This window comes from Geomonas sp. Red276 (assembly GCF_054784495.1).
In genome coordinates this window covers 71016-90350 of record NZ_BLXW01000009.1, presented here as the reverse complement: position 1 = coordinate 90350, position 19335 = coordinate 71016, and the positions used below count along the sequence as shown (strand labels likewise).

16 protein-coding genes are annotated in these 19335 nt (G+C 63.5%); 8 read left to right on the top strand and 8 right to left on the bottom strand.

Annotated features, from left to right (window positions below; all coding sequences use genetic code 11):
- Positions 1-109: 109 nt before the first annotated feature.
- Positions 110-1690 (bottom strand): SurA N-terminal domain-containing protein, encoded by a 1581-nt coding sequence (locus tag ACYVL5_RS08505; RefSeq protein ID WP_460595129.1) that lies wholly within the window; start codon positions 1688-1690, stop codon positions 110-112.
- Between the two features lie 241 nt (positions 1691-1931).
- Between ACYVL5_RS08505 and ACYVL5_RS08500 the strand changes: the two genes are divergently transcribed.
- From ACYVL5_RS08500 to ACYVL5_RS08480, 5 genes are all read left to right on the top strand, one after another.
- On the top strand, positions 1932-2978 hold the full coding sequence (locus ACYVL5_RS08500) for a rod shape-determining protein (protein WP_250678287.1): 1047 nt from the start codon (positions 1932-1934) through the stop codon (positions 2976-2978).
- Positions 2979-3013: 35 nt separating this feature from the next.
- Positions 3014-4051 (top strand): glycosyltransferase family protein, encoded by a 1038-nt coding sequence (locus ACYVL5_RS08495; RefSeq protein WP_460595128.1) that lies wholly within the window; start codon positions 3014-3016, stop codon positions 4049-4051.
- Between the two features lie 165 nt (positions 4052-4216).
- Complete coding sequence (gene gmhA, locus ACYVL5_RS08490; protein ID WP_460595127.1) at positions 4217-4798, top strand: D-sedoheptulose 7-phosphate isomerase; 582 nt, start codon at positions 4217-4219, stop codon at positions 4796-4798.
- Positions 4795-5364 carry a D-glycero-alpha-D-manno-heptose-1,7-bisphosphate 7-phosphatase gene (gene gmhB / locus ACYVL5_RS08485; RefSeq protein ID WP_460595126.1) on the top strand — a complete coding sequence of 190 codons (570 nt, stop codon included), beginning with the start codon at positions 4795-4797 and terminating at the stop codon, positions 5362-5364. The genes gmhA and gmhB overlap by 4 nt, the downstream gene beginning before the upstream one ends.
- Positions 5361-6122: a sulfite exporter TauE/SafE family protein gene (locus tag ACYVL5_RS08480; RefSeq protein WP_460595125.1), complete on the top strand. Its 762-nt coding sequence runs from the start codon at positions 5361-5363 to the stop codon at positions 6120-6122. The genes gmhB and ACYVL5_RS08480 overlap by 4 nt, the downstream gene beginning before the upstream one ends.
- 162 nt (positions 6123-6284) lie before the next feature.
- Here the strand turns inward: ACYVL5_RS08480 and ACYVL5_RS08475 are convergent, their stop codons facing one another.
- Entirely contained in the window at positions 6285-6950 is a 666-nt protein-coding gene (locus tag ACYVL5_RS08475; RefSeq protein WP_460595124.1) for a hypothetical protein, read from the bottom strand.
- Between the two features lie 274 nt (positions 6951-7224).
- On the opposite strand from ACYVL5_RS08475, the gene ACYVL5_RS08470 reads away from it, so the two are divergent.
- From ACYVL5_RS08470 to ACYVL5_RS08460, 3 genes are read left to right on the top strand one after another with little or no spacing between them, the layout of a single operon-like run.
- Positions 7225-7428, top strand: coding sequence for a SlyX family protein (locus ACYVL5_RS08470; RefSeq protein WP_460595123.1), 204 nt, complete (start codon positions 7225-7227; stop codon positions 7426-7428).
- Positions 7429-7437: 9 nt separating this feature from the next.
- A complete protein-coding gene (locus ACYVL5_RS08465; protein ID WP_460595122.1) occupies positions 7438-8388 on the top strand; it encodes an aldo/keto reductase in 951 nt (316 codons plus the stop codon).
- A 52-nt stretch (positions 8389-8440) separates the two neighbouring features.
- A complete protein-coding gene (locus ACYVL5_RS08460) occupies positions 8441-9622 on the top strand; it encodes a diguanylate cyclase domain-containing protein (protein WP_460595121.1) in 1182 nt (393 codons plus the stop codon).
- Here the strand turns inward: ACYVL5_RS08460 and ACYVL5_RS08455 are convergent, their stop codons facing one another.
- The 6 genes from ACYVL5_RS08455 to ACYVL5_RS08430 all read right to left on the bottom strand — a co-directional run bounded on the left by ACYVL5_RS08455 (position 9623) and on the right by ACYVL5_RS08430 (position 19299).
- Positions 9623-11263: a methyl-accepting chemotaxis protein gene (locus ACYVL5_RS08455; RefSeq protein WP_460595120.1), complete on the bottom strand. Its 1641-nt coding sequence runs from the start codon at positions 11261-11263 to the stop codon at positions 9623-9625.
- Between the two features lie 232 nt (positions 11264-11495).
- Positions 11496-12098 (bottom strand): NAD(P)-dependent oxidoreductase, encoded by a 603-nt coding sequence (locus tag ACYVL5_RS08450; RefSeq protein ID WP_460595119.1) that lies wholly within the window; start codon positions 12096-12098, stop codon positions 11496-11498.
- A 69-nt stretch (positions 12099-12167) separates the two neighbouring features.
- Positions 12168-15368 carry a TolB family protein gene (locus ACYVL5_RS08445; RefSeq protein ID WP_460595118.1) on the bottom strand — a complete coding sequence of 1067 codons (3201 nt, stop codon included), beginning with the start codon at positions 15366-15368 and terminating at the stop codon, positions 12168-12170.
- A gap of 189 nt (positions 15369-15557) precedes the next feature.
- Positions 15558-15887: a DUF6567 family protein gene (locus ACYVL5_RS08440; RefSeq protein ID WP_460595191.1), complete on the bottom strand. Its 330-nt coding sequence runs from the start codon at positions 15885-15887 to the stop codon at positions 15558-15560.
- A gap of 47 nt (positions 15888-15934) precedes the next feature.
- On the bottom strand, positions 15935-16981 hold the full coding sequence (locus tag ACYVL5_RS08435; protein WP_460595117.1) for an HD domain-containing phosphohydrolase: 1047 nt from the start codon (positions 16979-16981) through the stop codon (positions 15935-15937).
- Positions 16978-19299, bottom strand: coding sequence for a hybrid sensor histidine kinase/response regulator (locus ACYVL5_RS08430; RefSeq protein ID WP_460595116.1), 2322 nt, complete (start codon positions 19297-19299; stop codon positions 16978-16980). Before ACYVL5_RS08430 ends, ACYVL5_RS08435 begins: the two co-directional genes overlap by 4 nt.
- Positions 19300-19335: the final 36 nt, after the last annotated feature.

The following is a 19335-nucleotide window of genomic DNA, read 5'->3' as shown; positions in this document are numbered from 1 at the left end:
AGGTGAAGAGCGAACCTTTCGCCCTCCACCTCGCAACGTAAAAAGAACCAGCTGTTTTTACCGATACGGCCCGTTACTACTCGCCGAAAACGGCGGTGTTGATCTTGTGCTACTCGCCGAGTACGGCGGGGTTGATCTCGATCTTGGCCTTGGCCCTGAGGTCCTTCAGCCACGCTTCAAGCGCCTGCTGCTGCTTCTTCGGAAGCAGGCTCTGCCTGATGCTTTCCTTCTTGCCGGCCAGGTCGGTGAGCGGGGCCTCGATCCTGTTCTTCAGCTTGACGGCGTACCAGGTATCCCCCACCTTCACCGCCTGCTTGGCGACCGGCGCCGCGGTGGTCAGGGCGAAGGCCTGCTCCATCAGCTCGGGAGAATTGCCGATGCCGGGGATGGAGCCCTGCGGGTTGTAGCCGAAGCTCGCGGTGTCCTTGGTGGAGATCCCCCCCTTGGCCAGCTGGGCGAGCGCCTCCTCGGCCTTCTTCTTGGCGACCTCGGCGGCCTTGGCTGCCAGCGCCTTCTGCTCGACTGCGCTCCGGATCTGGGCCAGCGGAGGTACGGCGGCCGGCTTGCGGTCGGTCACCTTGAGGATGTAGATGCCGTCGGCGGTTTCCACCGGGCCACCCAGCTCACCCTGCTTGAGGGCCATGGCGCGGGAGACGAGCTCGGTCTCGGAGGCGATGGCGGCGGCGGGAGCCTGGGCGGTGAAGAGCGGGGTCTGCTGGACCTTGGCCCCCAGCTCGGCGGCGGCGCCGTCGATGTCTGCCTTGGTCTTGAACTTGTTCGCCGCGTCGGCGGCCTTCTCGTAGGCCTGCTTGGCGGCCTTCTGTTTGATGGCGTCGGCGGTGGCCTTCTCCTTCACCTGTTCGAACGGGAGTATACCACCCTTCCCCTGGTAGCGATCGATGTTCTTCTGGTAGTAGGCCTGGGCCTCCTCCGGGGTCACGGTGACGTTGGAGGCGACCTGGGCCGGGGTCACCTTGGCAAAGGCGACGCTGACCTGTTCCGGGGTCTTGAAGTCGTTCTGGTGTGCCTGCAGGTAGCTGGTGAGCTCCTGGTCGGTCAGCTTGATGCTCCCCTTGACGTCGGCCGGGGAGTAGGCGACGTACTGGAGCGACAGCTTGTCGTTCTGCTTTTTGTAGGCGTCGGTGACTTCCTGATCGGTCACCTTGGCGGCGTCGGTGATCTTGGTGCGGGCCTTCTGGACGAGGAGTTCCTGCTGCTGGGCCTCCTCGAAGGCGGCGGGGGTCAGGCGGTTGGCCCTCAGGGTAGCCTGGTACTGGTCGAAGTTGAAGGCGCCGTCCTTCTGGAAGGCCGGGACCTTGGCGATCTCGGCGGCGACCTCGTCGTTGCCGACGCTGATCCCCATCCGCTTGGCTTCCTTCATGATCAGCACGTTGTCGATCAGGGAGTTGAGGGTCATCTTCTTGAGACCCATCTGCTTTTCCATCTCGGGGGAGAGTGAGCGGCCGTAGATCTGCTCGTAGACGTTGCGGTTGCGGTAGTAGGCCTTCTCGAACTCATCCAGCGAGATCTTCGTTCCGTCAACTTTGGCAGCGAACCCGGCAGGTCCGCTCTGTTTGTCGCCGCCCCGGCCCCAGACCAGGAAGATGGTGCCTATGAAGGAAAGCACGATCACAATGAAGACAATTTTGATGACAGGCGACTCTTTGTACTTTCTCATTATGCCAAGCATTGACGATGGGACTCCTTTGGAGATAGTATTGCGCCGAGGCTTCAGACAAGAGTCTGGAACTATAATATAGTCTAATCGCAATTGCAACAGCAGAATGCGTTGCGGACGGTCGCCCCGCGTGGCGCGTAAACGGTGCGTACGGGGTTTTCTTTGTTGCAAGGGTGCGGAGTTTTTGCTATTCTTCGTCCTTTACCGGACGCGGCCCGTGCCCGGTGCAGATAATTAAAAGGAGTTTTGAAAAATGCTCAAGATCTTCGATGCCCTCTTCGGCATGTTTTCCAACGACCTCGCCATCGACCTCGGCACCGCCAACACCCTGGTCTACCTGAAAGGTAAAGGGATCGTGGTGCGGGAGCCCTCCGTAGTCGCGGTGCAGAAGGTGCAGAGCACCGGGCAGAACAAGGTGCTGGCGGTCGGCATGGAAGCGAAGAAGATGCTGGGGCGCACCCCGGGCTCCATCACCGCCATCCGTCCCATGAAGGACGGGGTCATCGCCGACTTCGACATCACCGAGGAGATGCTCCGCTACTTCATTCACAAGGTTCATAACAGAAAGACCCTCGTCCGTCCCCGCATCGTCATCTGCGTCCCCTCCGGGATCACCCAGGTGGAGAAGCGTGCCGTCAAGGAATCGGCCGAGTCCGCCGGCGCCCGCGAGGTTTACCTGATCGAGGAGCCGATGGCCGCCGCCATCGGGGCCGGGCTTCCCATCACCGAGGCGTCCGGCAACATGATCGTCGATATCGGGGGGGGCACCACCGAGGTGGCCGTGATCTCCCTGGCCGGCATCGTCTACACCAAGAGCGTCAGGGTGGGGGGCGACAAGATGGACGAGGCCATCGTCCAGTACATCAAGCGCAAGTACAACCTCCTGATCGGCGACCGCATGGCCGAGCTGATCAAGATCGAGATCGGCGAAGCCTACCCGGGCAACGAGGTGGTCCACATGGAGGTCAAGGGGCGCGACCTCGTCTCCGGCATCCCCAAGACCACCGAGATCGACTCCAACGAGATCCGCGAGGCGCTCTCCGAGCCGGTAACCGCCATCGTGGACGCTGTCCGCAACTGCCTCGAGCGTACTCCCCCCGAACTGGCCGCCGACCTGGTGGACAAGGGGATCGTGCTGGCCGGCGGCGGCGCGCTGCTGCGTCACCTGGACGTCCTTTTGCGCGAGGAGACCGGTCTGCCGGTGGTTACCGCCGAAGACCCGCTCTCCTGCGTCGTGCTCGGCTCCGGCAAGGTGCTCGACGAATTGACCCTGCTCAGGAACGTTGCCGTCAGCAGCTAAGGTACCTACCAGTCCCAGCCTTCCCAAGGACCACAATGACCGCTAAAGATGAGTACATCGTCGATGTCGTCATACCCGTCTGGAACAGGCCCAATGAGACCCGCAACTGCCTGGTTAATCTGATCAACTTCACCCCGCGGGCGCGCTTCATCATGTATGACAGCGGCAGTGACCGTGAGACGGAACGGCTGTTGGAGGATTTCGCGGAAGGGCTCGATGATCGAGCCCTTCTCATGCGAGATGACACCAACGTCGGCTTCGTACGTTCGGCCAATCGTGGGTTGAAGAGGTCGGAGGCGCGCTTTCTGGCCCTGGTCAGAAACAGCACCCTGGTGAGCGATAAGTGGCTCGAGCCGCTGCTTGATTTCGCGGCCTCCCATCCGGAGGCGGGCATTCTCCTTCCCTGTCTGACCAACGGCGAGTCGACCGCCACCTGCCGCGCCCCTATCGAGGTCGCCAGCGGCTCCTTCGCCGCCATGGTGATCTCCCGGGAAGCCTACGAGGCCATCGGAGGGCTCGACGAGGCGATGGATGGCGGAGAGTGGTGCCTCAGGGATTACACCAGGCGGGCCTGCGCCAACGGTTTCCTTTCCTACCGGGTGCCGGGGCCGCTGGTCAACTACCAGGATGAGGTGGTGCTCGGCTCCGAACGGCGACGCCGGGAAACCCTCGAGCGGAGCCGGGCTACCTTCGCCGAAAGATGGGGAGACGGTCTCGACTACGTCCTCCATGTGCCGAAGGGGGTCGACCTCGGGCTCTTGAGCCAGAAGCTCGAACTCTTGGTGGTCGGTGCCCGCCACGGCGACCGCTTCACCGTCTTGTTACCTGCGCCGCTCCACAAGGCCGCCCTCCAGGCCGGTCTCGGGGGACTTCACGAGCATGTGACGCTTCTCCCGCTGCCGCGGCTCGCCTTGGAGATGAGCAAGCGCAAGGTCTTCGAGAAGGTGCTCGCCCATTCTCCCCGCTGCATTCCGGTCACCGCCGTCGACGGTTTCGCCTTCCCCTGGAGCCCCTCGTACCTCACCTTCACCGAACTGAGCGACAGCATCCGGCGCAAAGCCCAGCCGGCGTAGCCATACACTATCCCCTCTCCCTCCGGGAGAGGGGCAGAACTTTATTATTCCCTCTCCCCAAAGGGGGGCGAGGGTATAAAAAGTGGCGGCCTTCGGCCACCCTCTCCACTAGGGGGCGAGGGTAATCAGTCTAAATGTTGGCAGTCCTGAACCTGAGGAGGTTCGATGTTAGCTGAGATCAAGTTGCAGTTGGAGAGTCACCGCCAGGTAGTCGAGGCGATGGAGCGTGACCTTGCCACCGCCATCGAAGTGGCCGTCGGCTTGCTGGTCGATGCCTACCGGGACGGGAAGAAGATGCTGGTGATGGGGAATGGCGGTTCCGCTGCCGACGCCCAGCACCTGGCCGCCGAGATTATCGGGCGCTTCAAGATGGAGCGGCGGGCGCTGCCTGCCATCGCCCTTACCACCGACACCTCCATCCTCACCGCGGTGGGCAACGACTACGGCTTCGACCGCGTCTTCTCCCGCCAGGTCGAGGGGCTCGCCCAGCCCGGCGACGTGGTCATCGGCATCTCCACCAGCGGCAACTCCCCCAACGTCGAGATCGCGCTCAAGGCCGCCGCCGAGATCGGCTGTAAGACCGTCGCGCTCCTTGGGCGGGATGGCGGCTCCATCGGCAAGTTGGTGGATCTCCCCCTCATCGTTCCCAGCCACGATACCCCCCGCATCCAGGAAGGACACATCACCATCATCCACATCGTCTGCGACCTGCTCGAGAAGGCGCTCTTCCAGGCGGCCAAGTCTTGACCAGCCAGCCGAAGAGAAAGGCGGTCTTCCTCGACCGTGACGGGACCATCAACGTCGACGTCGATTACCTGAGCCGGGTGGAGCAGTTCGAGTTCATCCCCGGCGCCCCGCAGGCCTTGAAGAGCCTTCAGGACGCCGGCTTCATGCTGGTGGTGGTGACCAACCAGTCCGGCATCGGGCGCGGCCTTTACGACGAGGCGGCGCTGGAGGCGGTCCACGCCCACATGCACGCGGAGCTTGCCCGCTTCGGCGTCACCGTCGATGCCTGCTATTTCTGCCCCCACCATCCGCAGCATGGAATAGGCGACTACCGACTGGAGTGCGCCTGCCGCAAACCGCTTCCCGGGATGCTGCAGCAGGCGGCCGGCGAACTCGGCATCGACCTGGCCTCCTCCTTCATGGTCGGCGACAAGGTCGGGGACGTCCAGGCCGGCATCGCCGCCGGCTGCACCTCGCTGCTGGTTCTCACCGGTTACGGCGCCGCCGATGCCGCCAAGCTTCCCGAAGGGGTCCAAAGCTTCCCCGACCTCGCCTCCGCCGCCCAGGCGATACTGGCCCGTTCATGATGCATTATTCTCCGCTGCTTTTGCTGGTGCTCTTTGTCACCGGGGTCGTGGCCGGGCTGATCGATTCCATCGCCGGCGGCGGTGGGCTGATCACCGTGCCGGTCCTGCTCGGCGTCGGGCTCCCTCCCCAGGCCGCGCTGGGGACCAACAAGCTTCAGTCGAGCTTCGGTTCGGCCAGCGCCATGTTCCATTTCGTGAAGGCCGGGACCGTCCGGTTGCGCGACGCCCGCACCGGCATCATCTGGACCGCGGTGGGTGCGGTGGTTGGCGCCTACACCGTCCAGCAGCTCGACCCCGGTTTCCTCAAGCGTTTCATCCCGTACCTTCTGCTCGTCATCCTCTGCTACACGATCTTCACCCCGAAGCTGGGGGCCGAAGAGGTGCATCCCCGCATGCCGCGGGAGCTCTTTTATCCCGTCTTCGGTCTCTTGCTCGGCTTCTACGACGGCTTCCTGGGACCCGGCACCGGCTCCTTCTGGGTCATCTCGCTGATGCTCGGGCTGGGGTTCGACATGCGGAAAGGGACCGCCTACACCAAGGTCTTCAACTTCGTGAGCAACATCGTCTCACTGGTGCTTTTCATCGCCGGAGGGCAGGTGGTCTTCGTGGTGGGGATCTTGATGGGGCTTGGCCAGGCGTGTGGCGCCCGCATGGGGGCGAAGCTGGTGATCAAGAAGGGGACCCGCTTCGTGCGGCCTGTCTTCATCTGTTCGGTGCTGGCGGTCACCGCCAAGCTCTTCTTCGACAACTATAAATAATAGCTCGTCCACGTTTGGAGCTTCAGGCCTCCCTCACCCCTGCCCCTCTCCCGGGGGGCGAGGGGGAAGGTGGAGTCCGTGTTACCATTGGTCCTGGTTGATCCCCTCTCCCTCCGGGAGAGGGTGGCCGGAGGCCGGGTGAGGGTGCTTTTCCTCGATCCCCTAGATCTCCCTGATGGTCCCCGCCTCCTCGGCCTCGCCTGCCCCCATCGCCTCCAGTTCGCCTTCCAGGTGCGCGACCATGTCCCCCGCCAGTTGCAGGAAATTGCCGGCATCCGGCAGCCCCCGCAGGGCCGCCTCCAGCCTTTTGGCCGCCGAAAGCGCCGCCTTCAGCGGAGCCAGCGGATTGACCTCTTCCCGTAAAGCCGCCACCTCCTTGAACTTCTTCAGCACCGTCGGGTGGCTTCTTTCCTCCTCCACGATGCTTTTCCTGAGATCGCCGTACTCCTCCTCGGTGAAAGCCTTCTCCTCCTTGGCCTGACGCAACAGATCGATGGAGCGGTAGTCGGGAAGGGGGCGGAGCTCCTGCCGGTTGGCGATCAGCTGCGGCTCCTCCTTCTCCATGAAGCGGTAGGCGGTGGTCAGCTTCTCGGCGGTTCCCCGTTTGATCCGGATCTCCTGGACGCAGTATTCCTCGAAACTCTGGTACCCCCAGTCGCGGAACTGCGCCTTGCGGCTCACCTCCAAAAGCTTTTCTCCCAGCTCAACCCAGGAAGACTTGAAGCGTTTCGCGCGATCCAGGATCTCGTACCGCTCCGATCCCGGTTCCACGTGCCTCATCAGCTCATCTATGTGCCGCTCGCTACTCGTTTTGGGTGCCTCCGACATCAACCACCTCCGTATTCGGTCTGCCCGCCAGGGCGTCGTCGAAAATTATCAGAATATGCCGTCTTTTTGAAGTTTTTTATCTTGGCTGAAAAGCACTTTGGAGGTAAAATCCGCGCTGCCTCCCCCTCCCGCACGTTCTTTACTGTCAAAGTGCCATCTCCCGTCCGGTTTTCACGCCACCAAGACAGCTGAAACAGGTTTTTGTAGAGTACCTGGCAACACGGGAAGAGCGGAGCGCCACTAGCAAATTCTTTTTTCACAGGAGAGCCACCTAATGGAGGAGCGTCTGACTGACATAGAGATCCTCGTCATGCACCAGGCGCATGTCATAGAGCAGTTGAACGAGATGGTCACCAGTCACCAGGCGGCCATAGACAGGCTGACCCGGGAAATGGAGCTCATCAAGGAGCACCTGAGAGGGATCATGCCCTCCCAGAACAAGCTTCCTTCCGAGGAAGAGCCGCCCCCTCACTACTAGGAACAGGTCATGAAACGTATCGCGCTCGGCACGACCGGACTTCACATCCACCCCCTGGTTTACGGGACCCTCCCGCTTGGCCCCCTGCAGGCCGCCGTCACCCCCGAGGAGGGGGGGCGACTGATCCGCTACGCGCTCGAGCGCGGGGTCAACCTGCTCGATACCGCCGAACTGTACCAGAGCTACCCGCACATCCGCTCGGCCCTCGACGGCTACCCGGGCGAGGTGGTGATCGCCACTAAGACCCACGCGAACGATGCGCAGACCGCCCGGGCCCACGTGGAGCGCGGCCTACGTGAGCTTGGGCGCGAGACCCTCGACATCGTCCACCTGCACGGCGCCCGGGTGGCCGACCCCTTCACCGAGCGCCCCGAGATCATCGCGGAACTGGTCAGGATGAAAGGGGAGGGGAAGATCCGCCACGTCGGCCTCTCCTCGCACTTCGTCTGCGCTATCCGCAAAGCCGCCGCCTCTCCCGACATCGAGGTGGTCCACCCGCTCATCAACCGGACCGGGATGGGGATCATCGACGGCACCCCCTTTGAGATGGCCTCCGCCATCGCCGCCTGCGCCAAGGCAGGGAAGGGGGTCTACGCCATGAAGGCCCTGGCGGGGGGAAACCTCATCTCCACCGCGCGGGATAGCCTCCGCTTCGTCCTCGGGCTCGACGGTGTCCACGGCGTCGCCGTCGGCATGCTCTCCGAGGGGGAGATCGACGGCAACATCGCCCTCTTCGAGCAGGGGGTGGCCGAAGAGGGGCTCTGGAGCAAACTGGAAGGACGGCGCCGCAAGCTGAGGATTATGGAGGCCTTCTGCAAGGGGTGCGGTTTCTGCGTCCCCGCCTGCACGAACGGCGCCCTCGAGCTGGTTAATGGCAGGGCCAAGGTCGACGAAGGGGAGTGCATCCTCTGCGGTTACTGCGGGGCGGCCTGCCCGGAGTTCATGATTCGCGTTGTTTGATGGAACGGTTTTTCCTCCGGGACCATCCGGAGGTTGTAATGGAAGGTGCGGCATGGAAGGTGGAAAAGGGACGACGAGGAAAAAAAGGGGAACCGTGACCGAACTGGCAGCCGGTGCGCGGCAGCGCGATCGCCAGATCTCCCACGCCGACCGGCCGCTCCCGATCATCGTGGTGACCGAGAACGAGGAGGAAAAGGTGGCCTGGGAGGCGCTCAAGCGGGGGACTCCCGGGTACCTCCCGGGGGATCTCGAGATCGGCGACCCGGAAACCGCCTCCGGTACCCTCGACCGCCTCCTCCAGGAACTGCTGGCCGACCAGGCGCTGGCCGCGCTCCGCGAGAGCGAGGAGCGCCACCGGCGGATCGTCGAGCTTTCCCATGACGGCATCCTGATCTGCAGCGGTTCCCGCATCGAGTTCGCCAATCCCGCCGCCGGAAGGCTCCTGCTGGGAGAGGGTGCCTCCGGTACGCTCCTGGGAGCGTCCCTGCTCGACTTCCTTTCCCCCGCCACCAAGGCCGCCTTCCGGGCCCAACTGGCCCACATCGAGAAGAGCGGGCTGGAGCTTACCTGGGTGGAGGATCGTTTCATCCGTTCCGACGGCCAGGAAGTCGCCGTCGAGGTCGCTGCCGTTCCCTTCTCGACCGCCGCCGGCCGGTCGGTCCAGATCACCTTCCGGGACATCACCGAGCGGGTGAGGGCCAAGGAGCTCCTGGAGCGCCTCGCCTACTACGACCAGCTGACGTCGCTTCCCAACCGCGCCCTCTTCGCCGACCGCCTGGAGATCAACCTTGCCCAGGCCCGCCGCTACGGCTTCCCCTTCGCGGTCCTCTACCTCGACCTCGACGGCTTCAAGGAGATCAACGACACCATGGGGCACGCCATGGGGGATCGCCTGCTGATGGACGTCGCCGCCCGGCTTAGGCACTGCACCCGCGGCTCCGACACCGTCGCCCGGCTCGGCGGGGACGAGTTCATCATCCTCATGTCCCGCATCCGGGAGCCTTCGGATGCCGCCCTGGTCGCCCGCAAGCTCCTCGTCTCGCTGAGCGGGAAGTTCGTGCTGGCCGGACAGCCTTGCCGCATCGGGGTCAGTATCGGCATCAGCCTCTACCCGACCGACACCGAGGACGCCGAAGAGCTCATGAAGAACGCCGACATCGCCATGTACGGCGCCAAGCAAAAGGGGGGGAACCACTACCTCTACTACCACCAGTTGAGCGGCCCCCCGCCGTGATCAGAGCCTGAACTGGTTCACCAGCCGCTTCAGCTCGCCCGCCTGCTCGCGGACGTGCCGCGATGCCGCCTCGGTGCCGCCGATAGCCGCGTTGTTGACACCCGCCAGCTCGTTCAAGGTCGCCACGTTGTGGCTGATCTGCCGCGTGGTCGCGGTCTGCTCCTCCGCCGCCGTTGCGATCCTGCTGATCTGCTCGGTGACGCTGGTGATGATCTCCAGGATCTGCTGCAACGCCTCTCCCGAAGCGGCCGCATTGCTGCTGCCGTCCTCTACCTGCTGAACGCTGCTCTCCATCGTCTTGACCGCTTCTTTCGTCTCCTGCTGGATCGCCTTGATCATCTCCCCGATCTCCCGGGTCGCCCGGGTGGTCCGCTCCGCCAGTGCCCGGACCTCGTCGGCCACCACCGCGAATCCTCTACCCTGTTCCCCGGCCCGGGCCGCCTCGATGGCGGCGTTCAAGGCGAGAAGGTTGGTCTGATCGGCGATCTCCTCGATGGTCCCCACGATGGTCCCGATCTGGTCGGAGCGGTTGCCGAGCGTGGCTACGGTCTGGGCTGCGCTTTGCACCCGCTGCGCGATGGCGTTCATGATGGAAATGGAGGCGCCGACCACCTCGGCACCCTGGGCCGCCCTCTCCGAGGCGGAGCGGGCGTTACCGGCGGCCTCATGGCAGTTTCCGGCGATGTCGTTGGAGGTGGCGGCCATCTGCTCTCCCGCCGTCGAGAGGGAAAGAACCCGCGTGGTAAGGTCGCCGACGCCGCTCGTCATCTCCCTGGATGCCGATTCCACCGCCTCTGCCGACCCTGACAGCTGAGCCGCGCTTCCCGAGACCTGGGTGACGATCCCGTGCAACTTCTCCACGAAGGTGTTGAACCAGCGGCAGAGCTCACCCACCTCGTTGTTCCCCTGGATCGGAAGCCTCCTGGTCAGGTCTCCGTCTCCCCGTGCGATATCCTTGATGCTCTCGACCACGGCGTTGACCGGCCTGGCGATCGACCGGGAGATCCCCCAGGCGAGCCCCAGTCCCAAAAGGAGCACCAGGAAGAGTCCTCCCCCGATAGCCATCTCGATCGCCCGCATCTCCTTGTCGACCTGGTTGATGTAGACCCCGGTGCCGATCACCCACCCCCACGGTTTGAAAAGCATTGTGTAGCTCAGCTTCGGTTGCGGGTTGCTTTCGTTGGGCTTGATCTGGCGGTAATCGACGTAGCCGCCCCCTTCGGGCCCGGTGGCGGCCTTGGTGAATTCCGGATACATCGCTTTTCCGTCGGCGTCCTTGAAGGAGCTCATGTCCTTCCCCTCCATCTCCGGACGGAGCGGATTGGCTACCAGCCGGCAGTCGAGGTCGTTGATGAAGAAGTACTCCTTCTTGTCATAGCGCAGCCGCTTCACCTTTTCAGCCGCCTCCTTCTGGGCGGCTTCCTTGGTGAGGACGCCGGAAGCGGCCAGTCTCTCGTAATCGGCCAGTACCGTCACCGCTTCCTCGACGAGGTAGCGCAGAGACTGTTTCTTCTCGGTCATCACGACACCGCGCAGATAGGGGACCAGCACGAAGGTGGTCGCCAGTAACAGCACGAGCCAGGTCAGCAGCGACAGACTCATGACCTTCGCGAAGATCCCCCAGTCCTTGTACATTTTCATTGTCACAGTGCTCCTTTCATGCCTGATACTGTCAGAGTTTCCCACCGCACAGCCGTACAGAACCACTTACCGGCCCGCGACGTTCTTTCAGTTATCGGTTAGCACCCTAATTACTTTAGCGGTTAGCTGTCTGCATGATCAGGCGGACAAAAAAAGGCCCGGGAGGATGATATCGTCCCGGGCCTGCTTGCTCGTTCACACTTAGTGGCGATGCGTAATTCAGTCTTAGTGGCTATGCATAATCCCTCGCGTTGATGACCACCCCGGAGCGGGTGCCGGTGAGACTTGCCAGGTAGGCGTGGGCCACCCGTTCAGCGGGCATGCCGCCGGAAGAGTCCATTCCGAGAGCCACCAGGGTCTCCTTGACCCAGGGCGGGCTCACCACGTTGATCCGGATACCCCTGGTCAATTCGAGCGCGGCGGCCCTGACGAAACCTTCGATACCCGCGTTGATCATGCTGATCGAGGAACTCCCCGGCATCGGCTGGTGGCTCAGAATTCCGCTGGTCAGGGTGAAGGAGCCGTTGTCGTTGATGCGCCCCAGTCCCATCCGGACCAGGTTGATCTGTCCCATGAGTTTGCCGTTGAGGCCGAGCTCGAACTCTTCCTCGCTAAGCTCCGCCAACGGCCCGAATTTGGCGACCCCGGCCGCGCAGATCAGCGCGTCGAAGGGGCCCATCTCGCTATACATCCTTTCGATGGAATCGGTCCGGGTCATGTCGACCCGTATATCGCCGCTGTGGGAGGCGGCCCTGATGACCTCGTGCTCCCTGGCCAGCAGCTTGACCACCGCCTTCCCGATCGTGCCTGTTGCTCCCACTACGATCACTCTCATCTTGGTACCTCCCTCTTACGACCAGGCGCTGCGCCGGCAGGGAAGGAAGGGGATGGCTACCGGACGCGGCTAGTACTGGCTGTACACGTTCAAGTATACCTGACTTTCACCACCCCGGTTGAAGCCGCGCGCGACCCCGATGGCGGGGGTCAGCTTGGCCCAGTAGCCGAGCGTGATGTCGGCCCGCACCTCGACCCCGCCGCCGGTCTTGATTTCGTCGCCGCGGAAGGAGCGGTTGGTTCCCCAGACCTCCCCGGCGTCCAGGAAGATGGCGCCGTGGACCTTTTCGGCGAAGAACGGGAAGGTTCCCGGTCCCCGCATCGGGTTGAAGAGGGGCATCCGGTACTCGAGCGTACCGGAGACCAGGTAGTTGCCGGCCAGGGAGCGCGACGGATACCCCCGGAGATAATAGGGGTTGAGGTCGGAGGGGGTCCCTCCCAGCTGGAAGGCCTGTTGCGCGTAATCCGCCCCGCGGGAGACCGCCCCGGCGAGCCGCAGGTACACGACGTGGTGCTTCAGCGGCTCGGACGGCATCCGCAAAAACTCCTGGTACTGGGCCGAGTACTCCGAGAGGTTCACGTCGCCGCCGAGCGCCTTGTCGAAGCGGTGGTAGAGCAGGGTGAGGTTCCTCCCCTCCTCGTAGCTGATCGACCAGGGGTAACGGAGTGCGTCGCCGAAGGTCACCCCGGCAAAGACAGCGGTCCGTTTGCCGCGGAAGACATTCAGGCCGTTGAAGGTTCCATCCGGCTCCAGGGCGCTCAGGGCCTGCTGGTCGATCAACGTGTAGCCCGCCAGGAAGAAGTAATTCGACTCCAGCGCGTAGATGGGGACCGTCACCTGTGCGGTGAAGCCGCGGTTGAGCTCGTAGTAGTCGGCCCCGTGCTGCAGGAGGTTTCCGTACACAAACGGCTGCCCCCAGGTCTGCAGCGTGAAGGTCGGGTACCAGGTGTCGTTGTCGTAGATGAAGTCCCAGTACCCCCGCTTCCGGCCGATGCTGTAGTCGGCGGCCAGGAGGTAGGAGTGGTAGCCGAGGACGTCGGCGCCGGCGGTGAAGGCCCCGAGCACCGGCTTTCCCGACCCGTCGGCAGATACCCGGGGAAGCCAGAAGCGGGGATAGAGCGTCTTCAGCGGCGAGTACGGCACCGCCCCGACAGGTGCCTCGACTCCGGCAGTTCCCCAATTCTCCCCGGTTCCCCCTAGGCCTGCGGTCTCCCCTGTGCCAGCGGTTCCCCCGGTTCCCCCGGAAGCTGCCAGCCCGGCACCGCCCAAGGTACCCTCCCCTTCAAGGGGAGGGACAGGGTGAGGATGGGGTTCCCCCGGAATCCCCCGTACCTTTGCGGCCTTAGGCGCCGGCACCCCGCCCCCCGCCGGCTCAGGCGACCCGGCAGCCGGTGATTCGCTTCCCGCTCCCGTGCTTCCCGCTCCCGTGCTTCCCGCCGCCGCGGCCGCCGCCTCCACACCCGTGAGGGGAGCCGGAAGATCCCGATAAAGGGGGAGCGAGGGCCCTCTTCGCTCCGACCACCTCGAAGGATCGAGGGAGACCCGGGCGATGGTGAAGCCGCGCGAATTGTAGAGGGAGATGGCGATACCTTTGCCGTCCGGGGAGGGATCCGGATGCTGTGCCCCGCTCAAAAGATGGCTCACCTGGTAGCTCTTCCCATCGGCCAGCCGGAGGGCAAACAGGTTATAGACGCCGGTTTCATCGGAGATGTAGAAGATGGTGGAGCCGTCGCGGGACCAGACCGGGTATTCGAGGCTGTTGCTGGCCGCGAGGATGGTCCGGTCGGAAGCCGTCTGCGGGTCGTAGACCTTCAGGAAGGAGTGCCCGGCGTTGTCCCTCAGCGAGTAGCAGATCTTGGTCCCGTCAGGCGACCAGCGTGGCGAGGCAACCCTCTGCATGAGGTACCTCGTCACCGGCCGGACCCCGGGTTCTTGCTCCCCGTCGGGGACCTCGAAGATGGCGAGATTGCGGCTTCCGCGCGAGCTGACCACGGCGGTGAACCGTCTGCCGTCGGGGGAGAGGTCGATTTCGCTCAGCCGCTGGCTGTGGCTCAGCCGCGTGGTGGCGTCCCGGTCGAAGCGGTAGCTGTAGAGGTCCTGGTAGACGTCGAAGCCGTGGTTGATCTCGGCCTGGGTGAAGTAGATGGTGCCGCCGTCCGGAGACCAGGCGATGGAGCCGTCCGAGTAGCGGCGCCGGATGTGGGCGACCGTGTTGCGGCCGAGGTGGTCGGTGACGGTTATTTCGGTATGGTCGTTGGGATCGACCCTGGTGAAGGCGATCTTGCTCCCGTCGGGCGAATACCTCGGGTTGGAGAGCTGCTCACCCTCGTTGGAGATCCTGGTGACCGGCGTGAAGGGGAGCTTGGAGAGCTCGCGGATTCGTTGCCGCTGCTCGGTGATCATAGCCCTCAGCATATCCTCGTACAGGTCGGCGTAGCTCTTGCCTCCGGTCAGCTCCTCAGGAGGAGTCCCGATGAAGTAGGGGAAGCGGCCGGAGTGGGCGATACTGAGGCGTCCCAGGGCCTCCTTGCCGTAGCGGTCGGCGATGTAGCGCTCGAGGCGGTAGCCGAAGATGTAGGGGAAGTCGCCGTTAGGCCAATAGGGCGGGTCGCCGTTGATCTCGTCCACCCGGGGGAGATGATCCTCGGCCACCGCCGTGCGGAAGACCATGTCGAAGTAGCTTCCCTTGCCGCGCCCTTCGCCGGTGAACTGGGTCTCTCCCCATACCGCGTTCCCCTCGTGCCACCAGCGGGGCATGAAGGTGTTGGGCGGGGCGGTGACCAGGAACATGAGCTCGGTGAAGGGGTCCCCCAGCATCGGGAGCGGCTTGCCGAAGATGGCCCGGGTGACGCGCCAGTAGCCGCGGGCGGGGTCGGAGGTAAGGACGTGGGTGTACTCGTGGGTGATGAGCTCCCTCAGCCAGTCGTCGTACTCCCCGAGGGTCGACGCCAGGGTAGGGGGAGTCACCTGGAGGTAGACGGTGTTGTAGGGGATGGTCACCGTGAGGCCGTTGGTGAAGTCGCTGTCGTCGATCAGCACGAGCTGGGTCTTTTCGGCTGGCTCCCAGAGGAACTCGGGCACGAGCCTCGTGTGGATCTCCTCCGCCATGACCGCGGTCTTGGCCGCGATCCTCTCCAGTCCCTGGTGATAGTGGATGGAGAAGTGGGTGGTCTCGATGGTCGAGAACCGGAACGAGGTGTCGAGCCTGGCGCCATAGGCGTGGGAGGCGATCATTAAAAGGAGCACGAACGACAGGAAGGTGGATCTCATGAGGGTCCCCGGGGGTGTGGATATAAGTAAAATCGGTGGTGAAGAAAGGGCAGGGCTTTTGCGGGAAGTCGCCAATGGCTGGCTCCAGAGACGACCAAATTTCCCATGAGAGAGGCTTATACTACATGGATGGGGGATCGGCAAGGAACAACTCGACATGAAAAGGGCCGCTCGCGCGGCCCCTCGGGATTAATGCAGTGGTGGTGCCCCCGGCTGCTGCGAGGGCGCCGTAAGGGGAGGCCCTGTGAATTCGATGACATCGGCCCGCAGCGTTATCTTGGGAAGCGAGAAGAGGACGAAATAGGGGGCGGTATCCTGCTGGGCGATGTTGGCGATGGCGAGCGCCCTCCCTTCGGTGATGCCGGCCTCTTTGTAGAGGTGCTGGACCGCCTTGATGTAGTTGGGGGAAACCACCGTGATGAAGCCGAGCAGGCTGAACCCCCTGCTGCTCCCGGTGACGTTGGTCTTCACGATCCGGTAGTTCTGTCCGTTTAGTTGTACCAGGGTATTGGTCTGCAGCTGTTGCTGCTGTTGGGTTGGAGATCAAGGCGCGGGGGAGGGAGCGGCTACAGGAGCTCCTTCCCGGCAGCCTTTTCCCACTCCGCTTTCGGGATGCTCAGGAAGACCTCCACCAGGGCGGGATCGAACTGTTTTCCGCTGCACCTGATCACCTCGTCGCGCACCTGCTGGTAGCTCAAGGCCTTACGGTAAGGGCGATCCGAGGTCATGGCGTCGAGGGTATCGACCAGGGCGAAGATGCGGGCGCTGATGGGGATGGCGTCCCCTTTGAGGCCGTGCGGGTAACCGCTGCCGTCGTAGCACTCGTGGTGGGAGAGGACGAGCTCGGCCGCCCCCTCGAAGTACCTGATTCCCGAAAGGATCTCGAACCCCACCGCCGGGTGCTGGCGCATGATGACCCACTCGGCCTCGTCCAGCTTGGCCGGCTTGAGAAGGATGTTGTCCGAGATGCCGATCTTCCCGATGTCGTGCAGGAGCGCCCCCTTGGCCAGGATGCCGCAGGCCACCTCGTCGATGCCGGCGGTGCGGGCCAAAAGGGTCGCGTAGTTCATCACCCGCTCCGAATGGGAGCCGACCTCCTTCTCGCGGGCGTCCAGCGCCCTGATCAGCGCCGCCAGGGTATGCTCGTAGGCCTGGTTGATCTCCCCCATCACGGTCCGGATGGTCTCGGTCTGCTCCTTCACCTTGAGTTCCAGGTTGGCCTGGTACTCGCGGTTCTCCATCACGAGGCGGCGCTTCTCCATGGTGTTTTTAACCGTGAGGAGCACCCGTTCCAGGTTGAACGGCTTGGTGATGTAATCCTCCGCGCCGAGATGGATGCAGGAGAGGGCGGTATCCATGTCGTTCATGGCGGTGATCATCAGCACCGGGATGTCCGGGGTGATCTTCTTGATGTCCTTCAAAAGGTCGATTCCCGAGCGCCCCGGCATCATGATGTCCAAAAGCGCCATGTCCACCGGGAGGCGGTTCACGACTTCCAGTCCCTCTTCGGCGCTGGAGGCCTGGTGGCAGGTGAACCCTTCCTTGCTGAGGGTTATGTTGATCAGATCACGGATCATCTCCTCGTCATCTGCTATCAGGATGTTCCCTTTCAATTGCTACCTCCTGAGGATGCTCCCGTGGCACCCCCCTGCGCTTCGTCGAGGGTCTCTTTGATCTTGCGTGCCAAGGTATCGCTGGTGAACGGCTTGGAGAGAAACTGCATCCCCTGCTGCTGGATCTTGTCGAAATTGACGCGGTTGTCGGTATGCCCTGACATGAAGATTACCTTAAGCTGCGGATTTTTCCCGACCAGGATGTCGGCGAGCATCGGACCGCTCATGAACGGCATCACCACGTCGGTCAAAAGGAGGTCGATCTCCTCCTGGTGTTCTTCGAAGATGTTCACGCCCAGTTCGGGATCGACGCTCTCCAGCACCCGGTATCCGTGCTTTTTGAGGGTGTGCACCACGAAGTTGAGCACCCCCGGCTCGTCCTCCACCACCAGGATGGTGTGGCTACCTTCGTTGCCGTCGGCGGCCACCGGCCGCTTGGGGGCCTCCGCCTGCTGGTAGACGCGGGGGAGGTAGACGTTGAAGCGGGTGCCGCAGCCGGGGTGGCTGTCGACCTCGATATAGCCGCCGCACTGCTTGACGATGCCGTAGACGGTGGCGAGCCCGAGGCCGGTTCCCCTCCCCATCTCCTTGGTAGTGAAAAACGGCTCGAAGATCCGCCGCTTGACCTCGTCGCTCATCCCGGTCCCCTGGTCGGTCACCGAGATCCGGACGTAGTCCCCCTGGGTGGCGCCGGGGTGGAGCTGCACGAAGGCGTCGTCCAGGTGGCAGTTGGCGGACTCGATGGTGATGCTCCCTCCGGGCTCCGAGGCGTCGCGGGCGTTGACCACCAGGTTGACCAGCACCTGCTCGAAGTGTCCCGGGTCCATCTTTATGAAGCCGAGGTCGTCGGCCAAGAGGGAGGTGAGCGGGAAGTCCTCCCCGATCAGGCGGGTCAGCACCTTCTCGAAGGAGCGGATCTGCTGGTTCAGGTTGAGGACCTTCGGTTCCAGGATCTGGCGGCGGCTGAAGGTCAAAAGCTGGCGGGTCAGTTCGGCGGCCCGCTCGCCGGCCTTGAGGATCTGCTCCGCCTCCCTGCGCATGGCGGAACCGGTATCGAGCCCCCTGATGAGGAGCGTGCTGTAGCCGTTGATGACGGTCAGGAGATTGTTGAAGTCGTGGGCGACCCCGCCTGCCAGCTGGCCGACCGCCTCCATCTTCTGGGCCTGCCTCAGCTGCTCGACGGCCAGCCTCCGTTCGGTGACGTCCTCCTTGAGGGCGACGAAGTGGGTGATCCGGCCGTCCCCGTCCTTCACCGCCGATATCGAGCCGCTCTCCCAGAAGAGGTCGCCGTTTTTCTTGCGGTTTTGCAGCTCGCCATGCCACTCGCGTCCCGAGCTGATGGTCTGCCAGAGGTCCTGGTAGAAGGCGTCTTCCATGTGGCCGGACTTGAAGACGCTCGTCCGCTTACCGATCAGTTCCTTCTCAGTATACCCGGTCACCTCGAGCACCTTGGGGTTCACGTACTCGATGATCCCCCTGAGGTCGGTGATCACCACCGACACCGGGCTTTGCTCGACCGCCTGGGAAAGTTTGCTCAGCTCGGCCTCGGCCCGTTTGCGTTCGGTGATGTCGAGGACCGTCCCGATGACGGCGTGGTGGCCGTCCTGGTCGGTCGGCGCCCCGTTGACCTCCAGGTCGACCAGGAGGCCGTCCTGCCGGATGCCGCGGAAGAAGCAGTGAAGACTGCCGCTCCCCTGGCGGAGCTGGTCGAGAAAATGCCCCTTCACCCTGATCTGGTCCTCCCCGGCCACGAGGTCGAGGAGGGTCTTTTTCCCCATCAGCTCTTCCGGCCGGTAGCCGAAGATATCGCCGAACTTCGGGTTGACGTAGGTGAGGAGGCACTCCTGGAGCATGTAGATGCCGACCAGCGACTGTTCCACCAGGCTCTTGAATCGCGCCTCCGTTGCCGACAAGGCCGACTGGGCCTCGCACCTCTCCCGGCGGACCTGGGCTTCCTTAAGCTCCCTCTTGATGGCCGGGACCAGGCGGGAAAGGCGGTCCTTGATCAGGAAGTCCTGGGCACCGGCCCGCATCGCCTCGACGGCAACGTCCTCGCCGAGCTGCCCGGAGACCATGATGAACGGCAGGTCCGAGCCCCGGTCACGCAAAAGTTGCAGCGCGGCCAGCCCGGAAAACTCCGGCATCAGGTAGTCGGAGATCACCAGTTCCCACTCTTCCCGGTCGAGCGCCTCCTGCATCTGGGGGGCGGTGTCCACCCGCCGGTAAAGGGGGGTGAACTCCTTCTTCAGGTGGTGCACGATGAGGAGAGCGTCTTCCGGAGAGTCGTCAACGATCAGGATGCGCAGTTGGTTTTTCATCGGAAAGGCGGCCTTCCTGCAGTGAAAAAACATAAC

Excerpts from the sequence above, each read along its gene's own strand:
- ACYVL5_RS08505 (WP_460595129.1), bottom strand. The coding sequence starts at position 1,690 with ATGCTTGGCATAATGAGAAAGTACAAAGAGTCGCCTGTCATCAAAATT.
- ACYVL5_RS08500 (WP_250678287.1), top strand. The coding sequence starts at position 1,932 with ATGCTCAAGATCTTCGATGCCCTCTTCGGCATGTTTTCCAACGACCTC.
- ACYVL5_RS08495 (WP_460595128.1), top strand. The coding sequence starts at position 3,014 with ATGACCGCTAAAGATGAGTACATCGTCGATGTCGTCATACCCGTCTGG.
- gmhA (WP_460595127.1), top strand. The coding sequence starts at position 4,217 with ATGTTAGCTGAGATCAAGTTGCAGTTGGAGAGTCACCGCCAGGTAGTC.
- ACYVL5_RS08480 (WP_460595125.1), top strand. The coding sequence starts at position 5,361 with ATGATGCATTATTCTCCGCTGCTTTTGCTGGTGCTCTTTGTCACCGGG.
- ACYVL5_RS08475 (WP_460595124.1), bottom strand. The coding sequence starts at position 6,950 with ATGTCGGAGGCACCCAAAACGAGTAGCGAGCGGCACATAGATGAGCTG.
- ACYVL5_RS08470 (WP_460595123.1), top strand. The coding sequence starts at position 7,225 with ATGGAGGAGCGTCTGACTGACATAGAGATCCTCGTCATGCACCAGGCG.
- ACYVL5_RS08465 (WP_460595122.1), top strand. The coding sequence starts at position 7,438 with ATGAAACGTATCGCGCTCGGCACGACCGGACTTCACATCCACCCCCTG.
- ACYVL5_RS08460 (WP_460595121.1), top strand. The coding sequence starts at position 8,441 with ATGGAAGGTGGAAAAGGGACGACGAGGAAAAAAAGGGGAACCGTGACC.
- ACYVL5_RS08455 (WP_460595120.1), bottom strand. The coding sequence starts at position 11,263 with ATGAAAATGTACAAGGACTGGGGGATCTTCGCGAAGGTCATGAGTCTG.
- ACYVL5_RS08450 (WP_460595119.1), bottom strand. The coding sequence starts at position 12,098 with ATGAGAGTGATCGTAGTGGGAGCAACAGGCACGATCGGGAAGGCGGTG.
- ACYVL5_RS08445 (WP_460595118.1), bottom strand. The coding sequence starts at position 15,368 with ATGAGATCCACCTTCCTGTCGTTCGTGCTCCTTTTAATGATCGCCTCC.
- ACYVL5_RS08430 (WP_460595116.1), bottom strand. The coding sequence starts at position 19,299 with ATGAAAAACCAACTGCGCATCCTGATCGTTGACGACTCTCCGGAAGAC.